Origin of the sequence: Kribbella deserti (assembly GCF_042434725.1) — a bacterium.
Lineage (GTDB): Bacteria > Actinomycetota > Actinomycetes > Propionibacteriales > Kribbellaceae > Kribbella > Kribbella deserti.
In genome coordinates this window covers 1-22,709 of record NZ_JBHLTC010000035.1, presented here as the reverse complement: position 1 = coordinate 22,709, position 22,709 = coordinate 1, and the positions used below count along the sequence as shown (strand labels likewise).

Annotated in this window: 25 protein-coding genes; 15 read left to right on the top strand and 10 right to left on the bottom strand. The window is 67.5% G+C overall.

The features are described 5' to 3' along the window. Nucleotides 1-95: 95 nt before the first annotated feature. Both ACFFGN_RS25730 and ACFFGN_RS25725 read right to left on the bottom strand, forming a co-directional pair. The gene (locus ACFFGN_RS25730; protein WP_380052360.1) at nt 96-401 is read right to left on the bottom strand and encodes a hypothetical protein; all 306 of its coding nucleotides are present in this window, start codon (nt 399-401) and stop codon (nt 96-98) included. Between the two features lie 29 nt (nt 402-430). Further along, the gene (locus ACFFGN_RS25725) at nt 431-1,843 is read right to left on the bottom strand and encodes an NAD(P)/FAD-dependent oxidoreductase (RefSeq protein ID WP_380052358.1); all 1,413 of its coding nucleotides are present in this window, start codon (nt 1,841-1,843) and stop codon (nt 431-433) included. 187 nt (nt 1,844-2,030) lie between these two features. On the opposite strand from ACFFGN_RS25725, the gene ACFFGN_RS25720 reads away from it, so the two are divergent. Further along, nucleotides 2,031-2,306 (top strand): hypothetical protein, encoded by a 276-nt coding sequence (locus tag ACFFGN_RS25720; protein WP_380052356.1) that lies wholly within the window; start codon nt 2,031-2,033, stop codon nt 2,304-2,306. Next, on the top strand, nt 2,303-3,256 hold the full coding sequence (locus ACFFGN_RS25715) for a TIGR03557 family F420-dependent LLM class oxidoreductase (protein WP_380052354.1): 954 nt from the start codon (nt 2,303-2,305) through the stop codon (nt 3,254-3,256). Before ACFFGN_RS25720 ends, ACFFGN_RS25715 begins: the two co-directional genes overlap by 4 nt. 70 nt (nt 3,257-3,326) lie before the next feature. Here the strand turns inward: ACFFGN_RS25715 and ACFFGN_RS25710 are convergent, their stop codons facing one another. The 4 genes from ACFFGN_RS25710 to ACFFGN_RS25695 form a co-directional block, all read right to left on the bottom strand. Beyond that, a complete protein-coding gene (locus ACFFGN_RS25710) occupies nt 3,327-3,599 on the bottom strand; it encodes a DUF4235 domain-containing protein (protein ID WP_380052352.1) in 273 nt (90 codons plus the stop codon). After that, nucleotides 3,596-3,988: a DUF3618 domain-containing protein gene (locus ACFFGN_RS25705; RefSeq protein ID WP_380052350.1), complete on the bottom strand. Its 393-nt coding sequence runs from the start codon at nt 3,986-3,988 to the stop codon at nt 3,596-3,598. Before ACFFGN_RS25705 ends, ACFFGN_RS25710 begins: the two co-directional genes overlap by 4 nt. Next, a complete protein-coding gene (locus ACFFGN_RS25700; RefSeq protein ID WP_380052348.1) occupies nt 3,985-4,431 on the bottom strand; it encodes a phage holin family protein in 447 nt (148 codons plus the stop codon). The genes ACFFGN_RS25705 and ACFFGN_RS25700 overlap by 4 nt, the downstream gene beginning before the upstream one ends. Nucleotides 4,432-4,922: 491 nt before the next feature. Beyond that, nucleotides 4,923-5,417 carry a DNA polymerase ligase N-terminal domain-containing protein gene (locus ACFFGN_RS25695; RefSeq protein ID WP_380052346.1) on the bottom strand — a complete coding sequence of 165 codons (495 nt, stop codon included), beginning with the start codon at nt 5,415-5,417 and terminating at the stop codon, nt 4,923-4,925. Between the two features lie 223 nt (nt 5,418-5,640). Between ACFFGN_RS25695 and ACFFGN_RS25690 the strand changes: the two genes are divergently transcribed. After that, nucleotides 5,641-6,453, top strand: a complete 813-nt coding sequence (locus ACFFGN_RS25690) for a SigB/SigF/SigG family RNA polymerase sigma factor (protein WP_380052344.1) — start codon at nt 5,641-5,643, stop codon at nt 6,451-6,453. 124 nt (nt 6,454-6,577) lie between these two features. On the opposite strand, the gene ACFFGN_RS25685 is transcribed toward ACFFGN_RS25690, so the two are convergent. Next, nucleotides 6,578-6,742 (bottom strand): hypothetical protein, encoded by a 165-nt coding sequence (locus ACFFGN_RS25685; protein ID WP_380052342.1) that lies wholly within the window; start codon nt 6,740-6,742, stop codon nt 6,578-6,580. Nucleotides 6,743-6,885: 143 nt separating this feature from the next. Here ACFFGN_RS25685 and glgX point away from each other — a divergent pair, with 143 nt between their 5' ends. The 8 genes from glgX (at nt 6,886) to ACFFGN_RS25645 (ending at nt 16,146) form a co-directional block, all read left to right on the top strand. Beyond that, nucleotides 6,886-9,000, top strand: coding sequence for a glycogen debranching protein GlgX (gene glgX, locus ACFFGN_RS25680; RefSeq protein ID WP_380052756.1), 2,115 nt, complete (start codon nt 6,886-6,888; stop codon nt 8,998-9,000). Beyond that, nucleotides 8,997-11,429 carry a malto-oligosyltrehalose synthase gene (treY, locus tag ACFFGN_RS25675; RefSeq protein WP_380052340.1) on the top strand — a complete coding sequence of 811 codons (2,433 nt, stop codon included), beginning with the start codon at nt 8,997-8,999 and terminating at the stop codon, nt 11,427-11,429. Before glgX ends, treY begins: the two co-directional genes overlap by 4 nt. Before the next feature lies 1 nt (nt 11,430). After that, nucleotides 11,431-13,158 (top strand): malto-oligosyltrehalose trehalohydrolase, encoded by a 1,728-nt coding sequence (gene treZ / locus ACFFGN_RS25670; protein ID WP_380052338.1) that lies wholly within the window; start codon nt 11,431-11,433, stop codon nt 13,156-13,158. Between the two features lie 214 nt (nt 13,159-13,372). After that, the gene (locus ACFFGN_RS25665; protein ID WP_380052336.1) at nt 13,373-13,561 is read left to right on the top strand and encodes a hypothetical protein; all 189 of its coding nucleotides are present in this window, start codon (nt 13,373-13,375) and stop codon (nt 13,559-13,561) included. A 101-nt stretch (nt 13,562-13,662) separates the two neighbouring features. Beyond that, entirely contained in the window at nt 13,663-14,160 is a 498-nt protein-coding gene (locus ACFFGN_RS25660) for a hypothetical protein (RefSeq protein ID WP_380052334.1), read from the top strand. Between the two features lie 91 nt (nt 14,161-14,251). Further along, nucleotides 14,252-15,121: a hypothetical protein gene (locus ACFFGN_RS25655; protein WP_380052332.1), complete on the top strand. Its 870-nt coding sequence runs from the start codon at nt 14,252-14,254 to the stop codon at nt 15,119-15,121. 6 nt (nt 15,122-15,127) lie between these two features. Continuing rightward, nucleotides 15,128-15,538: a phage holin family protein gene (locus ACFFGN_RS25650; RefSeq protein WP_380052330.1), complete on the top strand. Its 411-nt coding sequence runs from the start codon at nt 15,128-15,130 to the stop codon at nt 15,536-15,538. Continuing rightward, a complete protein-coding gene (locus tag ACFFGN_RS25645; RefSeq protein WP_380052328.1) occupies nt 15,514-16,146 on the top strand; it encodes a DUF3618 domain-containing protein in 633 nt (210 codons plus the stop codon). Before ACFFGN_RS25650 ends, ACFFGN_RS25645 begins: the two co-directional genes overlap by 25 nt. A 38-nt stretch (nt 16,147-16,184) precedes the next feature. On the opposite strand, the gene ACFFGN_RS25640 is transcribed toward ACFFGN_RS25645, so the two are convergent. The 3 genes from ACFFGN_RS25640 to ACFFGN_RS25630 all read right to left on the bottom strand — a co-directional run bounded on the left by ACFFGN_RS25640 (nt 16,185) and on the right by ACFFGN_RS25630 (nt 18,408). Beyond that, nucleotides 16,185-16,880: an ANTAR domain-containing protein gene (locus tag ACFFGN_RS25640; protein WP_380052326.1), complete on the bottom strand. Its 696-nt coding sequence runs from the start codon at nt 16,878-16,880 to the stop codon at nt 16,185-16,187. A 154-nt stretch (nt 16,881-17,034) separates the two neighbouring features. Next, nucleotides 17,035-17,841: a sigma-70 family RNA polymerase sigma factor gene (locus tag ACFFGN_RS25635; RefSeq protein ID WP_380052324.1), complete on the bottom strand. Its 807-nt coding sequence runs from the start codon at nt 17,839-17,841 to the stop codon at nt 17,035-17,037. A 105-nt stretch (nt 17,842-17,946) separates the two neighbouring features. After that, on the bottom strand, nt 17,947-18,408 hold the full coding sequence (locus tag ACFFGN_RS25630; protein ID WP_380052322.1) for a DUF4383 domain-containing protein: 462 nt from the start codon (nt 18,406-18,408) through the stop codon (nt 17,947-17,949). Between the two features lie 178 nt (nt 18,409-18,586). Between ACFFGN_RS25630 and ACFFGN_RS25625 the strand changes: the two genes are divergently transcribed. From ACFFGN_RS25625 to ACFFGN_RS25610, 4 genes are all read left to right on the top strand, one after another. Then, a complete protein-coding gene (locus ACFFGN_RS25625) occupies nt 18,587-18,775 on the top strand; it encodes a hypothetical protein (protein WP_380052320.1) in 189 nt (62 codons plus the stop codon). Nucleotides 18,776-18,930: 155 nt separating this feature from the next. Beyond that, on the top strand, nt 18,931-20,265 hold the full coding sequence (locus tag ACFFGN_RS25620) for a hemolysin family protein (RefSeq protein ID WP_380052318.1): 1,335 nt from the start codon (nt 18,931-18,933) through the stop codon (nt 20,263-20,265). Next, nucleotides 20,262-21,401, top strand: a complete 1,140-nt coding sequence (locus ACFFGN_RS25615) for a hemolysin family protein (RefSeq protein WP_380052316.1) — start codon at nt 20,262-20,264, stop codon at nt 21,399-21,401. The genes ACFFGN_RS25620 and ACFFGN_RS25615 overlap by 4 nt, the downstream gene beginning before the upstream one ends. A 1-nt stretch (nt 21,402) precedes the next feature. Continuing rightward, nucleotides 21,403-22,572 (top strand): epoxide hydrolase family protein, encoded by a 1,170-nt coding sequence (locus ACFFGN_RS25610; RefSeq protein WP_380052314.1) that lies wholly within the window; start codon nt 21,403-21,405, stop codon nt 22,570-22,572. Nucleotides 22,573-22,709 lie beyond the last annotated feature (137 nt).

Sequence of the window (22,709 nt, the reverse complement as noted above, 5' to 3'; positions counted from 1 at the left end):
AGTGAATTCCGCGATTCTGGTGCTCAGTCATCGAGCGGTCAACGCTCTTCGATGTGCATGGAAGACCGATACCGGTCAGCTGTGAACAGTGCGGCTCAGCGATCTTCGTGGGTCGCGCGGGGTAGCCGGTCCAGGTCCGAGCGGGCGGACGCGATCAGCACCGAGGCCTCATCGAGCTTGACGCTGATCCGCCGGACCGACTGGGACGCCGAGGTGGTGACCAGATGGTCCGCGACGCAGTCGGTCAACCGGCCGGCACGGGTGATGACCAGGTCCAGGCCGTCGAGGATCTGCTGCCAGTTCTCGACCGTGCCGTCGACGCGGACCTGCTCCAGCCGGAGTACGTCGTTGAGCGCCGCGACGGCCGTGCTGAAGGCCGCGGCCGAGTCGCCGGTATGCATCGCGCCACCTCCACGAATAGCCTCGCGCGTCATCTGCGGTGCCGGTTGTCCTGCAACCGCCTGCCATCACGTACATCCGCCACCCGCACACCCTCAGCCCGCGCACCTTCAGCCCGCGGACGCTCAGCACGCGGATCAGCCTGTGAGGCGTCGCCGAGGACCACCTGTTGCCGGCGGGCGCCGCGCGACAGTACGGCCGCCCAGCTGCCGAGTACCGCGAGCCGGTTGCCCCAGCCCACCAGGAACGCCAGGTGTACGCCGGCCCAGGCCGCCTTGCCGATCGGCCCGCGCAGCTTGATCCGGCCGATCTGGGCCACGGCGTCCAACGGTGAAATCGTCGCCATCGTGCCGAGGTCGAGGTACCGGAACGGCTTGGGCGCCTTACGTTCGCCCAGCCGATGGCGGATCACCTTGGCGACGTACTTGCCCTCTTGCATGGCTGGTTCGGCGATACCGGGTAGATCGTGCAGGTTGGCGGCGTCACCGATCACGAAGACGTCCGGCACGCCCGGCACGGTGCAGTCGTCCGCCACCTGGATCCGGCCCTGGCGATCGGTTGGCGTGCCGGTCGTCTCGGCGAACCGCTTGATGATCGGAGCCGGCTGGACGCCGGCCGCCCAGACGATCGAGCCGGCGTTGATGTGGGTCACGCCCCAATGCCCACCGAGGGTGATGCCGGTGCGATCCACGCCGGTCGCCGGATGGCCCAGCAGCACTTCGACGCCGAGGTCTTCGAGCTTGCGGCGGGTGTGCTCGCGCAGTGGCTCGGCGAACGGCGCCAGCACCTTGTCCGCGGCGTCGACCAGCACGATCCGCAGGTCGGAAGGCTCGAAGCGGCGGTACTGGCCGGACAACGTTCGCCGTGCGAGCGCCGAGAGCTGGCCCGCCAGTTCGACGCCGGTAGGGCCCGCGCCTACGACGACAAACGTCAGCGCCCGCCGCCGGATCTCCGGGTCGTCGGTGGCGTCGGCGATCTCGAAGGCCCGGAATAGGCGGCTGCGCAGTTCCACCGCCTCGTCGAGAGTCTTCATCGACGGAGCCAGCTGCGCCCACTCGCCGTGGCCGAAGTAACTCTGAGTGGATCCGGCAGCTAGTACTAGGTAGTCGTAGTTCAGCTGCCGTTCGTTGCCGTCCGCAGTGGTAACCGTCAGCGCCCGAGTAGTCGGCTCGATCGCGCTGACCTCGGCGAGCAGTACTTCGGCGTTCCGCTGGCCGGCAAGCACCTTGCGCAGCGCGGGGGCGATATCGCCGGGCGAGAGCAAAGCGGTCGACACCTGGTACAGCAGGGGCTGGAACAGGTGGTGATTGGTCCGGTCCACGAGGATCACGTCCGCATTCGCCCGGCGCAGTCCGCGCACGGCCTGCAGGCCGCCGAAACCGCCGCCGACGACGACCACGCGAGGCCGGCGGGGCGGTCCGTCGTACTGGGATTCGCTGCTCATCGTCACCTCGTCGACAGTTCGGCATGGAGCGGCCGGGCGCGCTCCCGGGACCGGGCACCAGTACCCCACCAGCCGCCGCCTACCCGCGACCGGGCGAATCGCTTCCCAACCCCGCAGCCGCGGTGGCGAATGGCCTGCGCCGCCACCGGGTACGGGCGAGGTTCAGCCCGATGAAAGGAGTACCGGCATGACTACTGGTAACCAACCTCCCGAAGGGCCGGCCGAGGTCGACACCGACCTGATCGGCGAAGGCGCCGCCAACGTACTGCCCGGCAACAACGACAACAGCCGGGTCGAGGACAACACACTGCCCGGCGTGGGTGACACCGTGCTTCCCGGCCAGAACAGTCAGGACGCCCAGAACGAAAACGCCGTACTGGACGAGCCGGGACTGCTGGTGGACGACCTGATCGACGAGGGACACCCGGTGGAGGGCGACCCGCTGGCGGGTGAAGTGCCGTGAAAATCGGCTTCAAGCTGATCGCCGAGGCCTACTCGCCGACCGAGATCGTCGAGCAGGCCGTCCGGGCCGAGCAGGCCGGGTTCGACTTCGTCGAGGTCAGCGATCACTTCCATCCCTGGGTGCCGGAACACAAGCATTCGGGGTTCGCGTTCTCCATGCTGGCCGCGGCGGCCGCCCGGACCGAGCGGATCGAGCTCGCGACCGGTGTGACCTGCCCGTTCATTCGCTACCACCCGGCGATCGTGGCGCAGGCCGCCGCGACCACCGCGCTGCTCGCGAACGGCCGGTTCACGCTGGGCATCGGCGCGGGCGAACGGCTCAACGAGCACGTGGTCGGCAAGGGCTGGCCCGCGGTCGCCGTACGGCACGAGATGTTGCGCGAGTCGCTGGAGATCATCCGGTTGCTGTGGAGCGGCGGCTATCACTCGTACGACGGCAAGCACCTGCAGTTGGAGGACGCGCGGGTCTTCGACCTGCCTGACCCGCTGCCGCGTATCGCCGTCGCCGCGGGTGGCCCGAAGGCCGCGCGCATCGCCGGCGAACTGGGTGACGCGATGTTCGTCACCGAGCCGCGCGACGATCTGATCGACGCGTATCGGCAGGCGGGCGGCAATGGTCCGTTGTACGCCGAAGTGCCGCTGGCGTGGGCCCCGACCGAACAGGCTGGGGCCGAATCGGCGCACAAGTTGTTCCGGTTCGGTGTCACCGGCTGGAAGGTCCAGGCCGAGTTGCCGAACCCGAGCAACTTCGACGCCGCCACGAAACAGGTGACGCCGGATCACCTGCGTGAGCAGTTCGCCTGTGGACCGGATCTCGATCGGCATCTCGAGGTGATCAAGCAGTCCTCGGACGCGGGGTACGACCACCTCGCGCTGATCAACGCCGGTCCGGACATGGACGGCTTCTTCGACTTCTACGAGAAGGAGCTCGGTCCGGCGCTGAACTCCTGATTGATAGCGCAGAACGATGGCCCCGGAGTGATCCGGGGCCATCGTTATTGATTGCGGGTGAGGTTGTGGCTCAGTCGCCGGGCCATTCGCCGGTCCAGCGCTGGAAGGCCTTCGCGCCACCGCGGTCGATCGCCGCCTTGACGACGGCGTACACCGCTCCTTGCAGCGCGGCCGCCAGCAGCACCTCACGCCAGGGGTATTCCGACTGCAAGGCCGTCGGAGCGTCGTCCTCGTCGCTGATCCGGCGCCAGACCTGCTTGAACACGGCGCCGGCGACCAGACCACCGGCGATACCCGAGAGCAGGCCGAACGGACGATAAGCGACCTTGACCGCTTTGCTCATCGGCCTCGCCTCGCCAGCCAGGTAGCGCCCGCGCCCACGCCGACCACGACGGCACCGCCGACGGCGGCCACCTTCGGGTTCTGGCGGACACGTTCCTTGGTGTCCATCGCGACGGTCCGGGCCTTGACGCCTGCGCCGGAAGCAACATGCTTGGCCCGGCCACCCGCGTCGATCGCGACATGCTTCGCGCGACCGCCCGCGTCGATCGCAGCGTGCTTGGCTCGGTCGCCGGCCTGGGCAACGCTCGTCTTGACGCGGTGCGGCACGTTCAGCTGCCGGCCGAGCTGCTCCACCGTGGTGGCAAGCCGTTCCCGGGTTTGCTCGAGATCCTCGCGGATCTCTTCCTCGGTAGCCGGAGGAGGCGGCGAAACGGTCTTGTGGGTGCTCATGAGCTCGCCTTCTCGTTGAGATGAGGTCCGGTGGCGTGGTGCCCCTTCAGGGCCTCGATGTCGGAGTGCACGCCCTCGACGGCGTGCTCGGGCATCGGCGGAGCCGCCTCGGCGACGTGCCGCTTACCCAGCAGCGCGGCGACGACCGCCACGACAAAAAGCACCACCGCCACGATCAGTGCCGACAGCCAGGCAGGTACCGCCTGAGCCAGGCCGAGAATGCCCGCCGTGATCAGCGCGCCCAGGCCGTACAGCGCGATCGTGCCCGCGCCGCCGAAGAGCCCGAGGCCGATACCGGCCTCCTTGCCCTTCTCCTTCAGCTCGAGCTTGGCCAGCTGCAGTTCGTCGCGAACCAGCCGGCTCACGTCCGCACTCAGCTGCCCCACCAGGGCGCCAACTGGTTCGTCGCCCGTGGACTGAGGTGTTCGATGCTGCGTCGTCATGGTCTCTCCCGTCACCTGACTGGTTGATGCCATACGACGCCGGTACCCACCCATCCCCACCACACACCCACCACGGTCGGACCCGAAATGCGGTTGCCTAACTTCACCTCGCCCACCACTGCCCGACGGTCGGACCCGAAATGCGGCGCTTCTGGGCCTTTCCGACCACCGCCCTACCGACGGTCGGACGCGAAATGCGCTGCCTCCCAGCCCTCCCGGCCCCCGCCCCTGCCGACGGTCGGACGCGAAATGCGGTGGCTCTGGGCCTTTCCGGACAACCGCCCACCCTCGGTCGGACTCGGAATACGGCATTCCGGGTCCGACCGTCGATGACTTGTGTCGAGGTTCCGCATTCCGGGTCCGACCGTCGATGAACTGTGCCGAGGTTCCGCATTTCGCGTCCGACCGTCCGGGAACCACCTTCGCGAGTGGTTGCGTCTGGACCAACGGGCCGGTCGACCTGCCGTGGTTCGATCCGGGCGCGTCTATGTTTATGCGGTGCGGGCGATTTCTTCGATGGTCAGGCCGGAGAGGACTGAGGTTTCGGCGGGGGTCCAGGTCGGGTCGGCGTGGTCGTCGCGGACTTTGACCATCAGCCAGTCGCCGTTGGCGCTGGTCCGGGTCCGGGTCAGGGCCCAGGCGCCGGTGAGTTTCACGCCTTGCAGCCAGAACTTCGCGTGCCCGTGGGCCAAGGCCGTCGCCATCGGTACTTCGGCGCCGGCCTTGCGGGTGAGGTTGCGATAGACGCCGAGGTCCCAGACGATCACCGCGCCCGAGCCGTACCGCCCGGAACCGATCACGCCCTCGAACTCGGCGTACGACATGGCGTGGTCGTCCGTCGGTACGGCGAGCCGCTTCTGGGCCGGATCGGCTGACGGTCCGCGCGGTACCGCCCACGACTTCAGTACGCCGTCGACCTCTAGCCGTACGTCGTAGTGCAGCCGCCGGGCGTCATGCTTTTGGATCACGAAGATCGGCGCCGCCATCGCCCTCCTTCGGCCTCGGAACCGGCCTCGGAACCGGCCTCGGAACCGGCTCGCCGGCCATCGTGTCCGGACTCTTCGACATCGAGGTGCAACCCTGGGTAGACGAGCTTGTCGGGCCCACGTGATGCGTTCGCGACCGTTTCGGGTTAAGGTCTGTCCCAAGGGTAATGACCGTGGTTCAGCCATGTGCCACGCCGTGACTCAAAGTCGCGAGGTCATTCAGATGGTTAACACCGATCGCAGTACCCAGACTGCCGAGCAGGCACGCAAAGCCCGGCGCGACGAGCAGACTAACTCGCTTCTACAGCGCCGGAAGCTCTCCGACAGTGAGGTCGAGCGGCAGAAGCTGCTCGAAGAGGCTGTCGAGCTCAACATCGAGATCGCCCATTCGATCGCCACCCGGTTCTCTGGCCGTGGAGTCGAGTCGGACGATATCGAGCAGGTCGCCTACCTAGGGCTGGTCAAGGCGGCCCATGGGTTCGATCCGGATACGGGGACTCCGTTCCCCGCGTTCGCCGTGCCCACCATCCGGGGCGAGATCAAGCGGTACTTCCGCGACTGTTCGTGGACCGTGCGAATCCCGCGCCGGCTGCAGGAACTCCAGGGCGCTATCGCCGCCGTGGAACCCCAACTGGTGCAGGAATTGCACCGCGAGCCGTCCGTGCCGGAACTGGCCGCACAGCTCGATGCTGGAGTCGAAGAAGTGGAGGGCGCGGTCGCCGCGGTTGGCTGCTTCTCCGTGCTTTCACTGGACCGCCCGCTCGATGACGACGAGGAGTCCACCAAGACTCTCGCCGACACCGTGCCGGCCCGGGACGACTCCTTCGAACACGCCGAGACGATCACCGTGCTTCGGCCGCTGATCGAGCAACTGCCCGAGCGGGACCGGCAGATCCTCGAACTGAGGTTCATCGACAGCCGGACCCAGGAGGACATCGGTCGCGAGATCGGCGTCAGCCAGATGCAGGTCTCCCGCCTGCTGCGGCGAATTCTTGATGAACTGCGCGAAAAGATCTCGATGCCGACGGCAGCTTGATCCCTGGGCCGGTGGTTCCTGTCCGTTGACGGGAACCACCGGCCCTTCGCCTCCACCCCGAGACTGGTTCCCCCTGGGATGTCCGGCTACGTGCCGTGGTGATCGGTCCTAGTCGGGATCGGTCCTAGTCGGGGAAGTGCGGCAACTGTTCGTTCGGATCGCTGTCGGGCTCCGGTTCCGGTGCCGGCACGGTCATCGGATCGTCTCGGCCGGGCGTGGTCACGTCCGGCTTCGCCAGATCCGGGTCCTCATCGGGCCCCGGGATCGGGTTGATCGGCACTGTACTCATGGCAGAACTCCTTCCGCTCAAGGAAATCCGGTACCCAGATGTCTGTTCCCCATGCGGCCGGCCCTGCCGTGACCGCCGCGCCCGGCCAGGTCGCGGCCACCGAGGTGCTTCGTGACGGGGCACCCGGCTGGTTAGGGTGTCCCGTGCAGAAATGGCCAGGACGCGCTTATCCGCTCGGTGCCACTTACGACGGCTCCGGCACCAACTTCGCGGTTTTCTCGGAGGTCGCCGACAAGGTCGAGCTATGCCTGCTCGACGACGACTACACCGAGACCCGGATCGAACTCACCGAGGTCGACGGTTTCGTGTGGCATTGTTACCTGCCCTCGGTACAACCGGGGCAGCGTTACGGCTATCGCGTACACGGTCCGTACGCGCCGGCGGAAGGACATCGCTGCGACGCCAGCAAGCTGCTGCTCGATCCGTACGCGCGGGCCATCGAAGGCCAGGTCGACGGCGACGAGTCGTTGTTCAGCTACTCCTTCGACGATCCGGGCAAGCTGAACGGCGCGGACAACGTGAGTCACACCATGCACTCGGTGGTCACGAATCCGTTCTTCGACTGGGGTAACGACCGTCCGCCGCATCGTCCGTACCACGAGACGGTGATCTACGAGGCGCACGTGAAGGGCCTGACCAAGACCCATCCCGAGCTGCCGGACGAGATCCGCGGTACCTATGCCGGTATCGGGCATCCGGCCATCATCGAACACCTGGTCCAGCTCGGTGTGACGGCGATCGAGCTGATGCCGGTGCACCAGTTCGCGCAGGACGGCCACCTGCAGCAGAAGGGCCTCACGAACTACTGGGGCTACAACACGATCGGTTTCTTCGCGCCGCACAACGCGTACTCGTCCACGGGCGATCGCGGTCAGCAGGTGACCGAGTTCAAGACGATGGTGCGGGCGCTGCACGCCGCCGGTATCGAGGTGATTCTCGATGTCGTCTACAACCACACGGCCGAAGGCAACGAACTCGGCCCGACGCTGTCGTTCAAGGGCATCGACAACGCGGCGTACTACCGCCTGGTGGACTCGGACAAGTCGCACTACTACGACACCACCGGCACCGGGAACAGTCTGCTGATGCGCAGCCCGCACGTGCTGCAGCTGATCATGGACTCCTTGCGGTACTGGGTTTCCGAGATGCACGTGGACGGTTTCCGCTTCGATCTCGCCGCCACCTTGGCGCGCCAGTTCCACGAGGTCGACCGGCTGTCGGCGTTCTTCGATCTCGTTCAGCAGGACCCGGTGGTGAGCCAGGTGAAGCTGATCGCCGAGCCGTGGGATGTCGGCGACGGCGGCTACCAGGTGGGAAACTTCCCGCCCCTGTGGACCGAGTGGAACGGCAAGTACCGCGACACCGTGCGCGACTTCTGGCGGGGTGAGCCGTCCACGCTGGCCGAGTTCGGCAGCCGGCTGACGGGTTCGTCCGATCTCTACAAGGACGACGGCCGCCGCCCGATCGCGAGCATCAACTTCGTCACCGCCCACGACGGCTTCACCATGCGCGATCTCGTGTCGTACAACGAAAAGCACAACGAGGCCAACGGCGAGGACGGCAACGACGGCGAGAGCCACAACCGGTCCTGGAACTGCGGTGTCGAAGGCGAAACCGACGACCCGGAGGTGCTCGCGTTGCGGGCGCGGCAGCAGCGCAATCTGCTCACCACCTTGCTGGTGTCGCAGGGCGTGCCGATGATCGCGCATGGCGACGAGATCGGCCGCACGCAGCAGGGCAACAACAACGTCTACTGCCAAGACAGCGAACTGGCGTGGGTCAACTGGGAGCTGGACCAGTCCCAGCAGGACCTGCTCGAGTTCACCCGGCGGCTGGTCGAGCTGCGCCGCAAGCACCCGGTGTTGCGCCGGCGCCGGTTCTTCCGCGGCGACACCCGCAACAGCGAACTCGGCGACCTGGCGTGGTTCACCCCGGACGGCAAGGAGATGGAGCCGGTCAACTGGGAGCAGGACCACGGCCGTGCGGTCGCGGTGTTCCTCAACGGTGAAGCGATCTCCGAGCCGGACCCGCGTGGTGGACCAGTGGTGGACGACTCGTTCATGGTGCTGTTCAACAGCTTCCACGAGCCGCTCGACTTCGTGCTGCCGCCCGAGCCGTACGGCGAGACCTGGCGCGTGGTGGTCGACACCTCCACGGCGGACGGCACTGACGGCGAGGTCGATCACGCGGCCGGTAGCACCGTCAAGGTCGAGTCGCGCGGCATCGTGGTGCTGACCCGGCCGCACGCCCGCCGATGAGAACCACTCCGCTTTCGACGTACCGCCTGCAGTTGCGGGCCGAGTTCGGCTTCGACGATGCGGCGGCCATCGTGGAGTACCTCGATCGCCTCGGCGTATCGCACCTGTACCTCTCACCGATCCTGCAGGCGGCTCCGGGCTCCACCCATGGGTACGACGTGGTGGATCACGAGCAGCTGTCCCGGGCGGCCGGTGGCGCCGAGGCGTTCGCGAGGCTTTCAACGCGACTGACCGAGCAGGAGATGGGTGCGATCGCTGACGTGGTTCCGAACCACATGAGCGTCCCGACGCCTGCGCGGCTCAACAAGGCGCTCTGGTCGGTACTGCGGGATGGACCGGGTTCGCCGTTCGCCGAGTGGTTCGACGTGGACTGGGGCGCGGGGGATCAGCCGTTGTTGATGGCGGTTCTCGGGCAGCGCATCGGCCAGGTACTGACCGCCGGAGAGATCGAGGTGGACACCTCCGGCGACGAGCCCGTCCTGCGTTACTACGAGCACGAGTTCCCGTTGAAGCCTGGGACGGAGACGTTGCCGCTGGCGGAACTCGTAGGTAGCCAGTGGTATCGCCTGGCGCACTGGAAGGTCGCCGACGAGGAACTGAACTACCGGCGCTTCTTCGACGTGGACACGCTCGCCGCCATCCGGGTGGAGAACCCGACGGTCTTCGACGCCACCCACGGGTTGTTCCTGCGTTTACTTGCCGAAGGCCGTCTTACCGGCTTGCGGATCGACCACCCGGACGGTCTGGCCGATCCCCGGGGATACCTGCGCAGGCTGGCCGAAGAGACCGGTGGCGCCTGGGTCGTGGTGGAGAAGATCCTCGAAGGTGACGAGGAACTACCGAACGACTGGCCCTGCGCCGGTACCACCGGGTACGACGCGCTCCTGCGGATCTGCGGGCTGTTCGTCGATCCGGCCGGGGCGGCGCCGCTGTCGAACCTGAACAACGAACTGACGGAAGGCCCGGCCGACTTCGCGACAGTGATCGAGCAGGCTAAACGCGAGGTTGTCGACGACGGGCAGTACGCGGAGGTCCACCGGCTGGTTGAGCTCCTGGCCCGGATCTGCCAGGACGACGTACGGCTGCGGGACCACACCCGTCGGGCCTTCCACGAGGTCGTGACGGAACTACTCGTAGCCTTCGACCGCTACCGGGCGTACGTCGTTCCCGGGGAGCAGCCGTCGTACGAGTCCGTGCAGGCGATGGAACATGCCGTAGAGGTTGCACGTGGCCGACTGGACGAAGACCGGCACGAGACGCTGGACCTGGTTCGGGATCTTCTGCTCGGCCGGGAGGCTGGAACCGCGGCGAGGATCGACGAGGACGCCCGGCACGAGTTGATCATCCGGTTCCAGCAGACGTGTGGACCGGTGATGGCGAAGGGCGTCGAGGACACCTCGTTCTACCGCTGGTTCCGGTTGGCGGGGCTGAACGAGGTTGGCGGCGATCCGGACCACTTCGGCGTCTCGCCCGAGGAGTTCCACGTGTACGCCGCTCGGCTGGTCGCGCACTGGCCGAACACGATGACCACCTTGTCCACGCACGACACCAAGCGCTCGGAGGACGTGCGGGCACGTCTCGCCGTACTGGCCGAGGTGCCGGTGGCGTGGGCCGACGCGGTGCGTTCATGGCGCGAGCTTGCCGTTGCGCATCGGGATCCGCTGATCGACGGCACCACTGAGTACCTGATCTGGCAGACGCTTTTCGGTACCTGGCACGACGGACCGATCGAGGCGGATCGTCTGTGTGGGTATCTAGAGAAGGCGATTCGCGAGGCCAAACGGCACACCAGCTGGACGTCGCCGAATGCCGAGTACGAAGAGGCGGTCGAGTCGTTCGCCCGGGCCGTGGTGGCGGACGCCGACGTGCTCGACGCGGTCCGGCGGTTCAGCCATGCGCAGGCGGAGGTGGTCCGGTGCAACGTACTCGGACAGAAGCTGATCCAGCTCACGATGCCGGGTGTGCCAGACGTCTACCAAGGCTCGGAGCTGCTCGACCTGTCGCTGGTGGATCCGGACAACCGCCGTCCCGTGGACTACAAGCTGCGGTCGGACCGGTTGGCCCGGCTGGACGCCGGGGTGAAGCCTTCTGGGCTTGCCGACGAGAAGCTGCTCGTGACGTCTCGAGCCCTCCGACTGCGGAGGCAGCTGCCGGAGGCCTTCGCCGGGGCCTACGCGGCTTTACCGACTTCCAGCGGGCATGCCATCGCCTTCGGCCGTGGAAGCCGTGGTGGAGCTCCAGAGGTTGTCACGGTCGCTACCCGGCTACGCGCCCGGCTGTACCACCTAGGCGGTTGGGGCGACCACACCGTCGTACTGCCGGATGGGCACTGGACGGACGTTCTGACCGGACGAACCTTCAACGGCGGGTCTACCCGGCTGCACGACCTGCTGGACGACTTGCCCGTGGCGCTTCTCGCTAGGAGCTGACATGCACACGTTCACCGTTTGGGCGCCTACGGCTAAGCAGGTGGAACTTGTCCTGCGTGAAGGCGATCGGCCCATGCAAGCCGCCGAGAATGGCTGGTGGTCCCTTGAGGTGGCTGAGGCCGGCCATGGCACGGACTACGCGTTCAAGGTGGATGGCGGTGAACCAACGCCTGATCCTCGTAGTGCCTGGCAGCCGGCCGGCGTGCACGGGTGGAGCCGTGTACACAACTCGGCCCGCTTCAGCTGGTCCGACCAGGATTGGCGGGGCAAGGACGTCCGAGGCTCGGTGCTGTACGAATTGCACCCGGGGACGTTCACGGCCGAGGGAACGTTTGACGCGGCCATAGAGCACCTGCCGTACTTGGTAGATCTCGGTATCGACGTGGTGTCACTTCTACCCGTCGCAGCCTTCTCAGGCCGTCACGGCTGGGGTTACGACGGTGTGCACCTCTACGCCGTTCACGAGCCGTACGGCGGTCCTGACGCCCTCCAACGGTTCGTGGACCGCTGTCACGCCTTGGGCCTCGGGGTGGGCCTGGACGTCGTCTACAACCACTTGGGTCCCAGCGGGAACTACCTCGACCGCTTCGGGCCGTACTTCACCGAGCGCCACAGCACTCCCTGGGGCCCGGCGGTGAACCTCGACGACGAGGGCAGCGACGAGGTCCGCGAGTGGATCATCGGCAACGCTCTGAGGTGGTTCCGCGACTTCCACCTGGACGCGCTCCGGCTCGACGCCGTACATGCGCTGGTGGACGAGAGCCCACGGCATTTGCTGGCCGAGCTCTCCGACCGTACGGCGGAACTGGCCGGGCAATTGGGGCGTCCGCTCGGGCTGATCGCGGAGTCGGACCTCAACGATCCGCGCATGATCGAGCCCGTCGACCAGGGTGGCCTCGGGATGACCGCCCAGTGGAGCGACGACTTCCACCATTCGTTGCGCACGCTGCTGACCGGCGATCGATCCGGCTACTACGGCGATTTCGGCTCGCCGGAGGTGCTGGCGAAGACGCTGACCCGGGTCTTCCTGCACGACGGCGGCTACTCGTCGTTCCGCGGCAAGGACTGGGGGCGGCCGGTGGACCCGGAACGGCATCGCGGCCACTCGTTCCTCGCCTACGCCTCGAACCACGATCAGGTTGGCAACCGCGCGCTGGGCGACCGGCTGCCCTTGACCGAAGGCCAGTTGGCGATCGCGGCCACCTTTGTCTTGACCGGCCCGTTCACGCCGATGATCTTCATGGGCGAGGAATGGGCCGCCTCCACGCCGTGGCGCTACTTCACCGATCACGACGAACCGGCTCTGGCCGAGGCGGTGCGGGACGGGCGGCGCCGGGAGTTCGCGTCGCACGGCTGGAACGCCGAGGACATTCCGGACCCGCAGGACCCGGCCACGCGCGAGGCCTCGGTGCTCGACTGGACCGAGCTCGCGACCGCGCCGCACAACCACCTGCTGTCCTGGTACCGCGATCTGATCGCGCTGCGCCGGAGCGAGCCCGACCTGACCGACGACCGGCTGAGCGCCGTACAGGTGCAGCACGATGCCGACGGCGCCTGGTCCGTCGTTGCCCGGGGCAACCTCCGAGTGGTGGTCAACCTCGGCACCGAAACCCGGTCGGTGCCGGTGGATACGCATCCGCGGGCGATCGAGGTTGCCTTCGGGCCGGCCGTGCTGGAGGCCGAATCGGTCCACCTGCCTGGCCATTGTGTTGCCGTGGTCCGGGTCTGAGCACCACCGATCCAGCGGTTGACAACGTCGGCCGCCCTTCTGGGCAAGCGATTACCCGCATTACGGCGCAGTGAATTCCATCGGACGGATTGTGAAGAACGCTGGTTTTCCCGCATGTCCACAAGGTGAAGTGGGTACCGGCCGACTCTTCCTGAGGGGCGGAGTGGCCACTTTCGGAAGCCAGTGTGGGGCCGGACGAAAGGGACATGGGGTCATGGCGCACAACGAGGTTGACACCTACTACGACTACGACGAACGCCAGTGGAAGAGCCGAAGGCTTGGCGGTGGACCGGTCCGCCGGGGCCCGGTCTGCCCGACTATCCGGCCTCGTCAGACCGCGACGGCGAATGCAGGTGCGGGGACGGCCCCGGTGCAGGACAAGGCCGATCGTCGCTCCAACTGAAAATACTCCGGCCGCCGGGTTTCCGGCGGCCGGCTTTTGTTAAGTGGCCGGTTCGTTCCGCCGCTGGTTTTGACCGTACCCGCCGCGGGCACCGGAGCACGGTGAAGAACTCTGCGCACCGAACTCGTCCGGGCCGCCCGGTGGCGGTCGTGCTTCTCGCGCTGCTGCTGGCCGCGGTACCGCTGGCGACCGCGGTGACAGCCGTCGCGGCCGACGGCAGCAAAGCCGCGCGCACGGTCAACGCCGTCCGCGCCGCCAATGCCGACAACGCACGCACCGACGGCGCCGCGCGAGCCGACGACGCCCGGGGCGACGTACGGTCTCACAGCGTGCAGGCCGACAGTGGTGATAGCGCGGCTGGAGCGGCCCGAGCCGGCTCTGTGGTGCCCAATGCGGCGCAGGCCGATCCGACGCCGACCGCGACCGCGACCCCGATCGACGGACCGGGCGACCGGGACGCCGATGCCCAGGACAACAGCCGTACGCCGCTGCTCTTCATCATTCTGGCCGGCCTGGTGGCGATCGTCATCGGTTCCTTCCTGGCTTTCCGTCGCCGTCCTGGCAAGCCGGGCAAGCAGCCGCCCGGGCAGGCCCAGTAAGCAACTGCTTTGAAGTTCGGCGGTTCAGTGAGTTTCGAGAGGCCTTGCGGGGGTTACCTCAACATCTCAACTCGCTGGAAGGAGACGTCTGATGACGCCCACCACGAACGAATGGCCCGCTTCGGCCGCCGGGCAGCAGACCTCGGACGGGAACGGGCTCACCGGTGCTGCACGCGACGAGGCCGGACACCTGAAAGAGTCCGCGGCGGAGAAGACCGGCCAGGTGGCCGGTACCGCCAAGGAACAGGTTGGAGAGGTCGCGAGCGATGTCCGGGAGCAGACCGCCCGGCTCGCCTCGCAGACCCGCGAGCAGCTACAGACCCAGGCCGTCGAGCAACGCGATCGCCTTGCCGACGGACTGCGGTCGATCAGTTCGGAACTGCGCAGCATGGCGCAGCACGAAGGCGAGTCCGGCTGGGTCACCCAGTTGGCCCGGCAGGGTTCGCAGTTCACCGATCAGGCCGCGCAGTTCCTGGCCGATCGTGAACCAGGGCAGGTACTGGACGAATGCCGCGACTTCGCTCGCCGCAAGCCCGGTGTCTTCCTGCTCGGAGCGGCCGTGGCCGGTATGGCCGCCGGACGCCTGACCAAGGGCCTGATGGCCGATCGCCGGCATCAGCAGAACGGACAGTCCCAGCAAAGCGGCGGCCCGTACCAGCAGGCCACTGGGCAGGACCAGCAAAGCGCCGGCTCGTATCAGCAGACCGGCGGCCAGTACGACCAAGGCGGCGGTCAATACCAGCAAGGCCAGTACCAGCAAGGCGGCGGCCAGTACCAGCAAGGTGGTCAGTACCAGCAAGGTGGCGCCGGGCTGAGTGAGCCGATGGGTGGACCCCCGCCCGCGCCTGGAGCGATGGCGCCGCCGGTCAGCCCGTCGCCCGTACCGGATCCCACGCTTGATCCGGGCTACGGCACCGACGGGGACACGTTGCCCGGCCCGGGTTCGCAGCCGGGGCGGTGAGTGGAGATGACCGGAGTACCCGAATCGACGCCGCCGTCGGTGGATCAGTCCATGGGCGAACTGGTCTCGAAGCTGACCACGGACCTCAGCGAGCTGACTCGCAAGGAACTCGCGCTGGCCAAGGCGGAGGTCCAGGAAGAGGCCAAGAAGGCCGGTAAGGCCGCGGGAATGCTCGGCGGCGCCGGCTTCGCGGGCTGGATGCTCGGGCTGTTCGCCTCGCTCACCGTGATGTGGGCACTTGGTGAGGTCATGCACCTGGCCTGGGCGGCGCTGATCGTCACGGCCATCTGGGGTATCGCCGCGGCGGTGCTGTTCCAGGCCGGCCGGCAGCGGCTCAAGCAGGTGGATCCGATGCCCGAACAGGCGGTCGACTCGATCAAGGAGGATGCGAAGTGGCTGACAGCACGGAACAACTGAGGCGCGATATCGAGCGGACCCGTCATGAGGTCGGGCGGGACGTCGACGCGCTGAGCGACAAGATGAGCCCGAGCCAGATCATGCATCGACGGACCCAAGCGGCCCGTGGTGTGGTCAGCCGGGCCCGCGAGCGGGTGATGGGCGCGGCGTCGTCGGTCGGCGACGGCACCGGCTCGGCCATGTCATCCGTCTCTGATGCCGGACATTCCGTCGGTTCGACTGTCGCCGGCGCGGGACAAAGCGTCGGTTCGGCGATCCAGAGCGCGCCCGAGGTGGCACGTCGCCAGACTCAGGGTTCACCGTTGGCGGCCGGAGCGATAGCGTTCGCCGCTGGTTGGCTGCTGTCATCGCTGGTGCCGGCCTCTGAGCGCGAGGAACAGCTCGCCGCCAAGGTGAAGGAGCCGATCAAGGAAGAGGCCGCCGGCCTTGCCCAGGAGATGAAGTCCGAGATGGCCGAGCCGGTCCAGGAGGCCGCTCAGCACGTCAAGGAAACCGCCCGGGACGCGGCGGGAACCGTCAGTGACGAAGGCAAGCAGGCCGCGCAGTCGATGGCCGAGGAAAGCCGCGACGCGGCGGGCAACGTCCGTCAGGCCGGTCCCGGCAGCTAGTCAACGCTAACGCTCGCAGGCCGGCCGGCCCGAGAGGGTCAGCCGGCCGAGGGCTCCGGCGTACCGTCCGTTGCTACTGGCGGGCGGTGCGCCAGGTCCGCCAGCAATGCGTCCATCCGGACCATGCTGAGATTGCCGGCGGGCTGTTCGCGCAGTGTCACCAGCAGCTTGGCGGCAAGATCGTGCAGCGGCAGATTGCCGTTACGGGAGTACCAGGACAACATCGCGAAGGCGGCGTCCGGATCGATGCCGTAGACAACCATCAGAGCGCCTTTGGCCTGTTCGATCGAGCTCCGGGTGAGCATGCCCCGGTGCAGATTGCGCACCTCGGCCAGCAGTACGTCGGGCTCGGCGACATCCGGTGGCGGATCGGCGAGAACCTGGCGGATCGCCTCGGACAACGTCGCGCAAGTGAGGAGCTGTTCCTTCTGGTCCGCGCGAACCAGGCCGAGCATGCGCCGGTAGACCGGATTCAGGCCTGCGACGGCCATGGCCGGGCGATGCGTACTGGTGAACTGGAGTGCGCCGCTGAGAGCTGCCAGGCCGCCGGCGTCACAGGTCACCAAGCCGGTCGCGTCGACAACAAATCGCTCGGGCCGTTGGCCGACGGCACTGCGAAAGCAATCGCGCAGATAGGAACGGGTACGGCCACGCAGATGGCCCGAGAGCCGCCCGATCATCAGGGCGGGCGAGAAGTCGAAGATGACATCGAGCCCAGGACCGCGGGTCACCACGCGGTCGAACCTCGCGGGCGTCTGGGCGTTTCGTGCCGGGTCCCTCGGGTTCAAGGTTCTGACTCCAAGCCGTCAGTGGAACGGCTACATCTCTGAACCGGCTCCACCAACGGTAGTTCGCACCACGCCACCTGTCGAGGCGTCGCGGCAGAACTTATGCAGCGTCGAGAGTGGTACGTAATTGCGAAAGAATCCTGCTCAGCAAGCGGGAAACCTGCATCTGACTGACACCGATCTCGGTCGCGATCTCGGCCTGGGTCCGGTATTCGATGAACCGGCGCCGCAGAATCAACCGGTCCCGGGCCGACAGCCCCTGCAGGGCGGGCCGCAGCGACTCGACTTGATCGATCAACTCGTAAGGCTCACTCGGATCGGCCACGAAGCTGCCGAGCTGAGTGGTGGCGCCCCCGGTCACCGGCGCATCCAGCGACAGCGGCTGGAAACAGCTCTGCGCTGACTGAGCGTCCATCACGTCGTCGAGCGGTAGTCCGCTTTCTGCCGCGAGTTCGGCGGGTGTCGGCCAGCGGTGCCGGCGGGCGACGAACCGGCCTTCCGCTGTGTTGATCGTGGCCTGCGCGTCCTGAACCCGGCGCGGCGGCCGGACCGTCCAGGCGTTGTCGCGGAAGTGCCGCTTCAACTCACCACGAATCGTCGGAATGGCATAGGACCGGAAGTCCGTGCCGGGAGCGGGGCGGTAGCGATGGGCGGCCTTGATCAGGCCGAGGAAGGCGACCTGGGTCAGGTCGTCTCCCTCGACCCCGCGGCCGTCGTACCTCGAGGCCAGCGTTCTGGCCATCGGGGTGTTCAGCACGATCACCTCGTCGAGCAGTTCTCCTCGGCGGGGTTCTGGGCAGCCGTCGGCGGCTCGCAGCAGTTTTTCCGTCTGGGTGGCGATCCGGTCACGGGCGGCCTGGGTCGGCGGGCGTGACGTGGCGGGTCGGGAAGCGAGTGGCGTGGACATGACGCATCCTCAAAGCCGGTCCGGCCGGATGGCAGCGGGGTTGGGCCACTGGCCGGGTTCGCCTCACGTACCCGAAGGTGCCGATACCAATCAGACGGTGTCCGGTCAGCGGGGCGTCGCCGTACCGGTCGTGGTGAGACTCCGGCCGAGCGCGACGCCGAGGCCGATCATGGCGACGCCGAGCGCCAGGTGCAGCCAGTCGTCGGCGTTGTTCAGCGGCACGAAGTTCGCCGAACTCGTCTCGTCGATCACGAGCCCGTAAACCCACAGCAGCAGGTAGATCAGCCCGCCGCCGATCAGGTAGTTGCGAGCGCCGAGAGCCGATCTCGCCATCGCGAGGCCGACCGCGCCGAACAGCAGATGCACCAGGTTGTGCAGCACCGAGACCTGGAAGATGCCCAGCAGCATCGCGTCGGAATGATGCCCCGCGAAGGACATCGTGTCGAAATCGGTGGTGATGCCCGGCACGAAGCCCAGCACACCGACCAGCAGGAACGTCGCGGCCACCACCAGGGCGGCCTTCTGTACCGGGGCCGTGATCCGGCCTTGTGCCCTCGTATTCGCCATCTTGCTCACTCCTCTGGGAACCCGACCATTTCGGGTGCAGCCCTGGTACCCCCTACGGGTGACCGATATGCGGTCTGGCGGCCGCTGGCCGAACCGGCGCCGGAGGGCTAGATTGGAACCGGTTGAGAGGCCAGCCGGGCGCCGTTGCGCCACGTCGCACGGATCGAATCGGATCGCGATGACGATGACCGAGAAGTACCGGCCGGTGCCGGTGCAGGCGTTACTGTGCGGCCGCTGGGTGGCGGCCGAGGCAGTGGCGGTGCGAAGGACGTCCACCAGCGGCGCCGTTCGCCAGGTCCTGCTCGAGCACCACGGCCACCTGGAGTGGATCGACGCGGCGCTGGTACGCCGCGACCGCGTCAGCTGATCCGCCTCCGATCCTGACGCTGACGCAGGCGGATGCCGGGCCGGGTGTGCCGACCCTGCGGGTAATGCCCGGGCGAGACGCCGTGCCGGTGTTACTGTCGCGGGCATGTCTGGTGGTTCGCCGGAGGGCGGCAAAGCCCGCGGAGTCGTGGTCTGGTGCTGATCGGTGTCGGCCTCGCCCTGATCATCGCGCTCACCATCACCACGGGGTATTTCGTGGCGCAGGAATTCGCCTACGTCGCCGTGGACCGCGACCGCCTGCGCGCCCTCGCCGAAGAAGGTGACACCGCCGCCGAGCGGGCCCTGCGGGTGACCGGGCGGCTTTCGTTCGTACTGTCCGGCGCGCAACTCGGCATCACCGTCACCGCCCTGCTCGCCGGGTACGTCGCCGAGCCCTTTCTCGGCCGGGGTCTGGCGGAACTGCTCGGGCTGGCGGGTTTGCCCGAGGCGGTCAGCCTGTCCATCTCGGTTGCCGCGGCACTACTGATCGCGACGGTCATCCAGATGGTGCTCGGCGAACTCGCCCCGAAGAACCTGGCCATCGCCCGGCCGGAGGCACTGGCTCGCGCGCTGTCCCGAACCACGCTCATCTATCTGCTGCTGGCAGGCCCGGTGATCCGGATCTTCGACGCGCTCTCCAACCGGTTGCTACGCCGGGTCGGGATCGAGCCGGTCGAGGAGTTGCCGCAGGGCGCGACCGCCCAGGACCTCGACCGGATCTTCGCCTCGTCGTACGCCGAGGGCCTGCTGGACGCGGATACCACCCGGCTGCTCGATCATGGCCTGGACTTCCGGAACCGCACGGCCGGTGAGGTGATGGTGCCGCGGGTGGACCTTGTCACCGTACTGGCCGACGACCCGATCACCCGGGTGGTGGAACTGCTCGACACCGGGCACAGCCGCTTCCCGGTACTGGGCGAATCCGTCGACGAGGTCCTCGGCACGATCGCCATCAGCGATGTGGTCGACGTCGAACCCGTTGCCCGAGGCAACACCAAGATCCGCACCCTGCTGACGCCACCGCTGCTGGTACCGACCACCTTGCCGGTACCCGCCGTACTGGAACGGCTGCGGACCGAACACCGTCAGCTGGCCACGGTGATCGACGAGTTCGGCGGGTTCGCCGGGGTGGTCTCACTCGAGGACATCGCGGAGGAACTAGTCGGTGAGATCGCGGACGAGGACGATCTGCCCGCGCAGGGTGCCGTGCAAGGGCCCGATGGTTCGTGGACGTTGCCGGGCCGTTGGCGTCTGGACGAGGTGGCCGAGGCGACCGGAGTGACCTTGCCCGATCACGACGACTACGAGACGGTGTCCGGGCTGGTGATGTTCTACCTCGGCCGGGTGCCCGCGGCGGGTGACCAGCTGGCGGTTCAGCTCGCGCCGGCATTCGATGACTCGGGCAATCAAATTCCCCAGGGCCGGGCGTTGCTGCGCGTGGACGAGGTCCGCCGGCACGTGCCGTACCTGGTCCGGTTGGAGCAGCGATGAGTACGCCGATCGCGTTGCTGATCTCGATCGGCCTGCTGGCGCTGAACGCGTTTTTTGTCGCGGCCGAGTTCGCCCTGGTCGCGTCCAAGCGGCACCGGCTGGAACAGGCCGCCGCGGAAGGTAGCCGGTCGGCCCGGGCCGCGATCGCCGGGGCGAGCGAACTGTCGCTGATGCTGGCGGGCGCCCAGCTCGGTATCACCTTGTGCACGCTCGGCCTCGGCGCGCTGGCGGAACCGGCCGTCGCCCATCTGCTCGATCCGGCCTTCGAGGCGATCGGTATTCCGTCCGGCGCCGCGCACGTGATCGCGTTCCTGCTGGCCGTCGGTGGCATCGGCCTGATCCACGTGGTGGTCGGCGAGATGGCGCCGAAGTCCTGGGCGATCAGTCATCCGGAGGTCTCGGCACTGCGGCTGGCGATTCCGTTCCGGGCGTTTACGCGGGTGTTCCGGCCGGTGCTGCTGGCGCTGAACGCCCTCGCGAACGTCTGCCTGCGCCTGGTCAAGGTGACGCCGCAGGACGAACTGGCCAACGCGCACGGCCCCGAGGAACTGCGCATGCTGATCGAGTCCTCCCGCGAGCACGGCACGCTGGCTGAACCGGAGCACGCGCTGCTGACGGCGATGCTTGCGCTGCAGAACACGACGGTGGATCAGGTGATGATCCCGGCCGGGCAGATCACCGCGGTCGCCGCGGACGCGCCCGCGCGGGAGATCGAGCTGACCAGCCGTCGTGCCGGTCGTTCGCGGCTGGCGGTGAGTCGGCCGGACGGCGAGATCTGCGGGTTCGTACATGTACGCGATGCCGTTCGCGCGACCACCTTCCCGGGCGCCGCCTCCGGAGTTGCCGTGGACGGCACCGTTGACGCGGCAGCCGGGGCAGGCGTCGTACAGGCTGGGGAGTTGATGGTGCCGGCGTATCGCCTGCCGGGTGCGACGCCGGTGGCGGGCGCGATCCGGTTGCTGCGCGAGCAACGCTGCCAGCTCGCCGTGGTCACCGGGCCGGACGGTACGACGACCGGCATCGTGGCGCTGGAAGACCTGCTGGAAGAGGTGATCGGCGAGTTCGACGACGAGACGGATCCAGTCGTCGCCGCGGCCCGCCGATCCCAATCGACTGGACCTACGTCAGGAGGCTGAGGTGGATCCCTCGAACTCCGAGTTCCGCATCAATATCCCGCAGGCCGCGTTGGACGATCTGCGCGAGCGTCTACGCCGTACCCGCTGGCCCACAGGCCTTCCAGTCGATCCGGCTTCGGGTTCGGGCTTGGCCTCGGATGGTTGGCGGCGGGGCGTTCCCGTCGAGTACTTGCGGGAGATGGTTGCCGCGTGGCTCGAGTTCGACTGGCGTGCCTGGGAAGCCCGGCTCAATCGGTTGCCGCAGTTCGTCACCCGGATCGACGGCCAGACCGTGCACTACCTGCACGTCCGTTCGCCCGAGCCGACCGCGTTGCCGTTGATCCTCACGCACGGTTGGCCCGGGTCGTTCATGGAGTTCCTGGAAGTGATCGGGCCGCTGTCCGACCCACGCTCGTACGGCGCCGACCCGGCCGACGCGTTCCACCTGGTTATTCCGTCCGTACCGGGTTTCGGCTTCTCCACTCCGCTCGAACCGGGCTGGAGCCATGAGCGGATCGCCCGGGCCTGGGCGACGTTGATGGACCGCCTCGGTTATCAGCGGTACGGCGCGCAAGGTGGTGACACCGGCTCGGTGGTTTCACCCGCGCTCGGGCGGATCGCCTCGGACCGCGTGGTCGGCGTACACATCAACGGCGGTCTGGCGTTCCCCGACCTACAACCGGGCGATCGCGACCACTTGACGCCGGCCGAGCAAGCCCGTCTAGAGGCCGCGGAACGCCTTCGCGAGGTTGGTACGGGTTATGCCGACGTCCAGTCCACCCGGCCGCGTACGGTCGGCTTCGGGCTTAACGACTCTCCTGTTGGTCAACTCGCCTGGATCGTCGAGAAGTTCTGGGAGTGGACCGACCCGGCCAAGGCCCTTCCCCACGAAGCAGTCGGCCTGGACCACCTACTCGCGAACGTCACCTTGTACTGGCTCACGCAAACCGGAGCCACCTCGGCCAACCTCTACTACGAGAACCACCTCACGGCCGCCGAGAGGCCCAAACGTTCCCCAGTCCCAACCGGCATCGCCGTCTTTCCCACGGATCCAGCCATCCGCCACATCCTGGACCGCGTCCACACCATCGTGCACTGGTCCGAATACCCCATCGGCGGCCACTTCGCCGCCCTGGAAGCCCCCACCCTCCTAACCACCGACATCCGCACCTTCTTCCACCCCCTCCGCTAGCTCCCCCACGCCCCCCACGCCCCCTACCCCTCAGCCCCGGGCCCGCCACCACCCGACGGTCGGACCCAAAATGCGACTGAACCGCCCCGGGTTTGGTGCACCCTCGGTTATGTGTGAACGACTGATCGGTCGTTTCG

Excerpts from the sequence above, each read along its gene's own strand:
- ACFFGN_RS25710 (WP_380052352.1), bottom strand. The coding sequence starts at position 3,599 with ATGAGCAAAGCGGTCAAGGTCGCTTATCGTCCGTTCGGCCTGCTCTCG.
- ACFFGN_RS25730 (WP_380052360.1), bottom strand. The coding sequence starts at position 401 with ATGCATACCGGCGACTCGGCCGCGGCCTTCAGCACGGCCGTCGCGGCG.
- ACFFGN_RS25720 (WP_380052356.1), top strand. The coding sequence starts at position 2,031 with ATGACTACTGGTAACCAACCTCCCGAAGGGCCGGCCGAGGTCGACACC.
- treZ (WP_380052338.1), top strand. The coding sequence starts at position 11,431 with ATGCACACGTTCACCGTTTGGGCGCCTACGGCTAAGCAGGTGGAACTT.
- ACFFGN_RS25700 (WP_380052348.1), bottom strand. The coding sequence starts at position 4,431 with ATGACGACGCAGCATCGAACACCTCAGTCCACGGGCGACGAACCAGTT.
- ACFFGN_RS25635 (WP_380052324.1), bottom strand. The coding sequence starts at position 17,841 with ATGTCCACGCCACTCGCTTCCCGACCCGCCACGTCACGCCCGCCGACC.
- ACFFGN_RS25650 (WP_380052330.1), top strand. The coding sequence starts at position 15,128 with ATGACCGGAGTACCCGAATCGACGCCGCCGTCGGTGGATCAGTCCATG.
- ACFFGN_RS25665 (WP_380052336.1), top strand. The coding sequence starts at position 13,373 with ATGGCGCACAACGAGGTTGACACCTACTACGACTACGACGAACGCCAG.
- ACFFGN_RS25690 (WP_380052344.1), top strand. The coding sequence starts at position 5,641 with ATGGTTAACACCGATCGCAGTACCCAGACTGCCGAGCAGGCACGCAAA.
- ACFFGN_RS25685 (WP_380052342.1), bottom strand. The coding sequence starts at position 6,742 with ATGAGTACAGTGCCGATCAACCCGATCCCGGGGCCCGATGAGGACCCG.
- ACFFGN_RS25630 (WP_380052322.1), bottom strand. The coding sequence starts at position 18,408 with ATGGCGAATACGAGGGCACAAGGCCGGATCACGGCCCCGGTACAGAAG.
- ACFFGN_RS25625 (WP_380052320.1), top strand. The coding sequence starts at position 18,587 with ATGACGATGACCGAGAAGTACCGGCCGGTGCCGGTGCAGGCGTTACTG.
- ACFFGN_RS25695 (WP_380052346.1), bottom strand. The coding sequence starts at position 5,417 with ATGGCGGCGCCGATCTTCGTGATCCAAAAGCATGACGCCCGGCGGCTG.
- ACFFGN_RS25615 (WP_380052316.1), top strand. The coding sequence starts at position 20,262 with ATGAGTACGCCGATCGCGTTGCTGATCTCGATCGGCCTGCTGGCGCTG.
- ACFFGN_RS25725 (WP_380052358.1), bottom strand. The coding sequence starts at position 1,843 with ATGAGCAGCGAATCCCAGTACGACGGACCGCCCCGCCGGCCTCGCGTG.
- treY (WP_380052340.1), top strand. The coding sequence starts at position 8,997 with ATGAGAACCACTCCGCTTTCGACGTACCGCCTGCAGTTGCGGGCCGAG.
- ACFFGN_RS25655 (WP_380052332.1), top strand. The coding sequence starts at position 14,252 with ATGACGCCCACCACGAACGAATGGCCCGCTTCGGCCGCCGGGCAGCAG.
- ACFFGN_RS25705 (WP_380052350.1), bottom strand. The coding sequence starts at position 3,988 with ATGAGCACCCACAAGACCGTTTCGCCGCCTCCTCCGGCTACCGAGGAA.